The organism is Calothrix sp. CBUCES-K 9914 (genome assembly GCF_059640475.1).
On record NZ_JBXXZH010000400.1, the window covers coordinates 1 to 5,775 of the forward strand.

6 protein-coding genes and 1 pseudogene are annotated in these 5,775 nt (G+C 37.9%); 3 read left to right on the top strand and 4 right to left on the bottom strand.

The window, feature by feature from the left end:
- Positions 1-360, top strand: a pseudogene (locus AC2JBO_RS42380) (filamentous hemagglutinin N-terminal domain-containing protein); the annotation flags it as partial.
- Positions 361-454: 94 nt separating this feature from the next.
- On the top strand, positions 455-2,194 hold the full coding sequence (locus AC2JBO_RS42385; protein WP_496959627.1) for a ShlB/FhaC/HecB family hemolysin secretion/activation protein: 1,740 nt from the start codon (positions 455-457) through the stop codon (positions 2,192-2,194).
- Positions 2,195-2,655: 461 nt separating this feature from the next.
- Here AC2JBO_RS42385 and AC2JBO_RS42390 read toward each other — a convergent pair whose 3' ends face one another.
- From AC2JBO_RS42390 to AC2JBO_RS42405, 4 genes are all read right to left on the bottom strand, one after another.
- On the bottom strand, positions 2,656-3,009 hold the full coding sequence (locus tag AC2JBO_RS42390) for a hypothetical protein (RefSeq protein ID WP_496959628.1): 354 nt from the start codon (positions 3,007-3,009) through the stop codon (positions 2,656-2,658).
- A 28-nt stretch (positions 3,010-3,037) separates the two neighbouring features.
- Entirely contained in the window at positions 3,038-3,508 is a 471-nt protein-coding gene (locus tag AC2JBO_RS42395; RefSeq protein ID WP_496959629.1) for a hypothetical protein, read from the bottom strand.
- A gap of 36 nt (positions 3,509-3,544) precedes the next feature.
- Positions 3,545-4,033 (bottom strand): hypothetical protein, encoded by a 489-nt coding sequence (locus AC2JBO_RS42400; RefSeq protein ID WP_496959630.1) that lies wholly within the window; start codon positions 4,031-4,033, stop codon positions 3,545-3,547.
- 493 nt (positions 4,034-4,526) lie between these two features.
- Entirely contained in the window at positions 4,527-5,057 is a 531-nt protein-coding gene (locus AC2JBO_RS42405; RefSeq protein WP_496959631.1) for a GNAT family N-acetyltransferase, read from the bottom strand.
- 194 nt (positions 5,058-5,251) lie between these two features.
- On the opposite strand from AC2JBO_RS42405, the gene AC2JBO_RS42410 reads away from it, so the two are divergent.
- Positions 5,252-5,775: hypothetical protein (locus AC2JBO_RS42410; protein WP_496959632.1), on the top strand; the 524-nt coding region annotated here is incomplete at its 3' end.

Below are 5,775 nucleotides of genomic sequence, written 5' to 3' on the forward strand. Positions count from 1 at the left end.
GTTAGTTCCCAATTTGGTGTTTCTGGTGTTGTTGATATAAATTCTCCTAATAATAGCTTTATTCCCAATAATCTGACAGAATTAAATAAAGACACAATCGATACCAATGCGATTATTGCTACTAGTTGCATTGCCAGAGATAAAAAAAGCGGTACATTTTATTTCAAAGGTTCTGGTGGTTTAAGCGCGCGTCCTGGTAATGCTCCACTTAGTACCTACTCAACAGGTAGTGTTAGTAATTTACCAGAGACGCAAGAACGGCGCCCTTGGAAAAAAGGTGACAGTATAGTTGAGCCTCAAGGAATGTATCAACTACCAAATGGAAAAATTTTCATGGGTAATGAGTGTTCTGAGTTGTAGAGGTTTAATCCCCCCAACCCCCCTTAATAAGGGGGGCTTAAGATACTCTTTTTCTCTCCTTATTTAATAAAATCATACTAGGAAAAATTAAACAATGACAGGAAGAACGCGCGCTTTTTTCAGCTTTATTGCTATCAGCCAATTTTTATTTACACCAAATGTAATAGCTCAGTCTAACCCACCTGATGGAGTTAATATTCCTCCCAACACTCTTCAACGACTTAACGAAACTATTCCTCAAAATACATCCCCAACTCCGGTACCAACATCTAAACCAGAGTCATCACCTATTTTGAATACTCCAGGTATATTAGAACCAAATCAAACACCTGTGAATACAAACGTTAAATTTAAAATTAAAAAAGTTAATGTTTTGGGTAATACTGTTCTACAAAAAGAAATTGACAAAATTAAAAAAGATTATGAAGGTAAAGAAGAACCTTTTACGTTTGAACAATTAATTGAATTGCGAACAAAAATTACTCAACTTTACATAGATAATGGTTATGTTACATCAGGTGCCTTTCTTCGTCCAGATAAACCCGGAGAAGACCAATACCCTGATAATTACATTGTTAACATCCAAGTAGTTGAAGGTGAATTAGAGAAATTAGAGATAACTGGACTTTCTAGACTTCAAGAAGGATATATTCGCAGTCGTGTCAACCCTGCCATAACTAAACCTCTTAATGTTAATCGGCTCCGGGAAGCATTACAATTGTTACAAATTGACCCTGTACTCGAACGGGTTGAGGCAGAATTAACTGCAGGGAAAGAAGCGGGGTTCAATATTTTATCTTTACGTTTGACTGAGGCGCCTGCTTTTAGTGCTGGTATTATTATTGCAAATAACCAATCTCCTAGTGTTGGGTCAATTCAAGGAAGTGTTTTTCTCAACCACTACAATTTTCTAGGATTTGGCGACCGATTTTCTGCTGAATATGGACTAACCCAAGGTTTAAATCTCTACAGTCTCGGTTATACCTTTCCTGTAACTCCCAATAATGGTACTTTTAGCGTTCGTTATAGCAATAATAATAGTGTAATTACCGAGGCGCCGTTTGATGATTTAGGAATTCGCAGCGACTCCGAAACCCTATCATTTAGTTTACGTCAACCCATCATCAGAAAACCCCAAACCGAATTTGCTGTAGGTTTAGGCTTAGACTTGCGTCGAAATCAAACATTTATCCTTGATGATGTTCCCTTTTCCTTTTCCACTGGACCAGAAGACGGAGAATCAAAAGTTACTGCAATTCGATTTTTTCAAGATTGGTTACAACGTGATGCAACACAGGTTTTTGCCGCGCGCTCGCAATTTAATTTTGGTATCGACGCATTTGACGCAACAATCAATAATTCTGGTACAGATGGACGCTTCTTTTCTTGGGTTGGACAATTTCAATGGGCAAAACAAATATCTCCTAGAAGAACTTTAATCGCGCGCATCGATACCCAACTTACACCAGATTCTCTACTTTCCCTGGAACGCTTTAGTATTGGTGGAGTTAGTACAGTTCGCGGTTATCGTCAAAACCAAATCACATCAGATAATGGTATATTAGCTTCTGTAGAATATAGCTTTTTTCCTATACGCAATGTAAGAAGTCTACAATTTACCCCGTTTGTTGAGTTAGGTTATGGTTGGAATAATCGCAGCGAAAATCCTCAACAAAACTTTATTGCCAGTTTTGGTAGCAGTTTACGTTGGGAAATAACTCCTAGTTTTGATATCACTATAGATTATGGTATTCCTTTAGTTGCTGTAAAAGATAAAGGTGATTCGCTGCAGGATAATGGATTATATTTTTCGCTGCGTTATAAACCTTTTTAATTACCTGACTTTTCACGTTATGTGGAAAACGCCACGTAAAACCTAACCCCCCAACCCCCTTTCCTCGTAGGATACTGCTGGCTCATGGTAGGTCTGACCCCTCATTACCACGATTTTGCGTTGTTTCCAAAATTGTAGAGACCTTACATATTCGGTCTCTACACGTCGGTTTTTACGAAATAATGGGCGCCACCCCCGAATCGCTCTTCTGTATCCTTGTAGGAGAGGGGTAGGGGGAGAGGTTTTAAAGATACCGTGAAAAGTCAGTTTTAATTACCTAGCAATTCTTTCGATTTTTGCGTTACTCTGATTTATTAGGCGCATACATTGGTCGTGTGTATTGGCATTAGCTGGTCGAATGTAATTACTAAATGTATTTTGCAATATTACAATGGCTGTTAATGCGATTATTGTTGTAGCTTGAAGTTGAATGTTGTTCATATGCTGAAATAATTAAGATATTACTTAGGTAAAAAGGACTTGATGACTCTTACTGTCTCTAGTATCTCTGAGTACTTCTTAGTATTTCCTTCTTTTTTATAAAGTCTTGCTGCTTCCTGATAATCAGCAATGGTGCCTTTTTTCTCACCTAAATCGTCACGAGTAGAAGCTCGGTTATAATATTTAACAGCACTTGGGTCTAATTGAATTGCTGTTGTATAATCTTGCAAGGCGCCCTTTTTATCGCCAAGGTCAGATTTTGCAACTCCTCTATAAATCTCCTTTTTAATAGTAGGGTGGGCAGTGCCCACCATACAATCCATACCGAAAACAAGCGGGCAATATGCCCGCATTCCAAAACTTTCTTGGAGCATTTAAGATTTATAAAATAGATTAGTATGACTACTTAATGACTTTAAAATCTACGTCTGAACACCTATTTTCTCTATCGCAAGTCAAAACAAGAAATGAACCATCAGGCTGAACTGATAAGATAAAATTGTCTGCTGCATAAGTAGGATGCCGTTTAGAAGTTCCATCATAAACTGGATTTGAGCCTATAAGCATTAATCCTCTTGGCACAGATTTAAGAGTCATATTTTGTTTGACAATTTCTGTTTTATTGGTAAGAGGATTGAAATATTTAGTTCTCATTACACCAGAACGACCATTCATCACAACAGTGCTTTCATGCACATAACCAGCAAAACTATGTGTTAGCTTCCAAGTTTCATAAATTGGTTGTGCTTCAAAAGTTTGTGCTATTGTATATGAAGATGTTTGGAATAAAGTTCTTGCATCTACAGACTCTAAACCTAAAAATCCAAGTCCGGTAACTAAAATTCCAATCGAAGCAAATTGTTTTAAATTCATGACTTTCTCCTTTTAAATATCATTAAAATTTTCACCCTACCATTTGTAACCAAAACCTACTTTTAAAAGAGTTCCACCTCCATTAGTAAAATAAGTTCCATCTCCGTAAACAACAACATTTTTACTAATTGCACTTTCTGCACCAGCTTGTAAGACTGCACCAGTACCTAAAGAAACAGAAGAGGAACTATCACTAAGAGTGAATACAGAACCACCTACACCAGCATAGATATTAGTGTTTTCACTTAGACCAAAATCGTAAGTGACGGTAGGTATAAATAAAGTTGCACATACATCACTCTCACAGGCGCCTGTTACAGTACCTCGAATAGAAAATGATTCCAAATCTAACCTTCCACCCACAAATGGTGCTGCTCCATCGCTGTCTACACTTACTCCGGCGCCGACATAACTTCCTTTCATTCGTTGTTCTGCGCTAGCAGATTGAGATGATAAAAAGGTAGGAACACAAGCGAGAATAGAGACAAAAGTGATTGTTGCCACAGACTTGAAAAAGCGTCGCATAATTAACCTCTATAAAGATAAATTCAAATTCTTGCTATAGATGAAAGTAAAAACACCAACCATTTCCTAAGCAATAATCATCTTTGGATTGGCTCCGTGTTTTTGCTTACATTATTAAATTACAACTAGTCTCAAATATAGAAAATCTCTGTTTACGCCAATTTTTTAATAAAAGCTTGACACCTAAATGACATAAAACTGCAATTATAGTTTATGTAAGTACTAAATAATGCAATTTGTTTTAGTGTTCATGTATTTTGTCGAATGCTGCTATTGCTGCGGCTTGTTTGGCTCGGACTACGTAACGACGAAACGCGCGTTCGCTTTCAGTTTAAGCTTGCGACTTCGGACGCGCGCAGTCCATGACATAATATATGGACTAATGCAGTGTCGCGTAGTTTGGTTTCTCCGCGCGTTATTTAATGCCGTCCTAATTTGTTTTACTTCAGATGACGCTATGAAGTCATTGATGGCGAGTAGGGGATCAAAATAATTATGAGCATCTATTTTCCCACTCCTCGCGACTAATTGCATAAATAACAGTTTCTTTTCCCAAAACCTCAGCAGTACCCTCCAACTTCTCTCCTAACTTCTCTGCAACACGTCGTGAAGCTATATTCTCTGGCTGAATAATACTAATAACGCGCGGTTGCTGCAACTCTTCAAACGCAAATTCCATAGCAGCCAAACTGGCTTCAGTTGCATAGTTACGCCCCCAAAACGCTTGTCTAATCATCCAACCAATTTCAAATCCAACCCATCCTTCTGGGCGCCAACAACCTACTCTACCAATCATGGCGCCGCTAGCACGTTCTTCAACAGCCCATAAACCATAACCACGTAGGTGCCAGTGTCCTAACATCATTGCCATACTACGCCAAGACTCCGAACGAGTCAATATTTGTCCCGAACCTATATAACGCATAACTTCCGGGTTGCTGCACATCTCAGTGTAAGCATCTAAATCATTTTCCTCGAATCCTCGTAAAATTAAGCGTTTCGTTACGATTTTGGGGATTTGCATAATTTTGTTGCCCGCTGAATGACAAAAATGTGATTGTTGTATAAATTTTTGATTATAAATACATAAATCTAACACTAAAAAAGTTTTCAGACAATGATTCTTGTCACTGCGACTTATAATTACACATATCATACTAGATACAATAGCTACAATTTAGTACGTAATAACACAGGGTATACTACTTTTATAAAAATATGACAAGCGAGAAAAATACAGTTTTAGAAATCTCTTTATTAGAAACTACTTTAAAAGAGAGTCAATACATGCTACATGACTTTCCTGTGCTGGGACTACCCGATTTTAAGCGCGCGGTTAAGTACTTTAGCTTAAATCCGTTTCTTCCAGATGAAGAAAATCGTTGTCCAGTACAATGTGCATATTGTGTTTGTCATCAAGATAGTGATTGGCACCATCATCCAGAGAAATTTCATAAAAATATTATTGCACCGCCAAAGCTATTAGAAAACTTACTTGACTTAATTTTCGCTACACCAGAAGGACAAAGTGGGTTTCCAATCTCGTTGTGCGATTATTCCGACCCTTTTATTGCAGCGCATCAAGGAAGAGTGATATCAATACTCAATGCTTTGATCGACCGCAAAGTTACAAACATGGTTTATATCACAACTAAAGTTCATCCAGGTAAAGCTTACCTCGAACGTCTGAAAGCAACGTTAGCGCGCGAGAATACTTTGCGTCCAACAGTTTTTGTCAGTCT

Coding starts and splice junctions, on each gene's coding strand:
- AC2JBO_RS42405 (WP_496959631.1), bottom strand. CDS start 5,057: ATGCAAATCCCCAAAATCGTAACGAAACGCTTAATTTTACGAGGATTC.
- AC2JBO_RS42400 (WP_496959630.1), bottom strand. CDS start 4,033: ATGCGACGCTTTTTCAAGTCTGTGGCAACAATCACTTTTGTCTCTATT.
- AC2JBO_RS42395 (WP_496959629.1), bottom strand. CDS start 3,508: ATGAATTTAAAACAATTTGCTTCGATTGGAATTTTAGTTACCGGACTT.
- AC2JBO_RS42385 (WP_496959627.1), top strand. CDS start 455: ATGACAGGAAGAACGCGCGCTTTTTTCAGCTTTATTGCTATCAGCCAA.
- AC2JBO_RS42390 (WP_496959628.1), bottom strand. CDS start 3,009: ATGCTCCAAGAAAGTTTTGGAATGCGGGCATATTGCCCGCTTGTTTTC.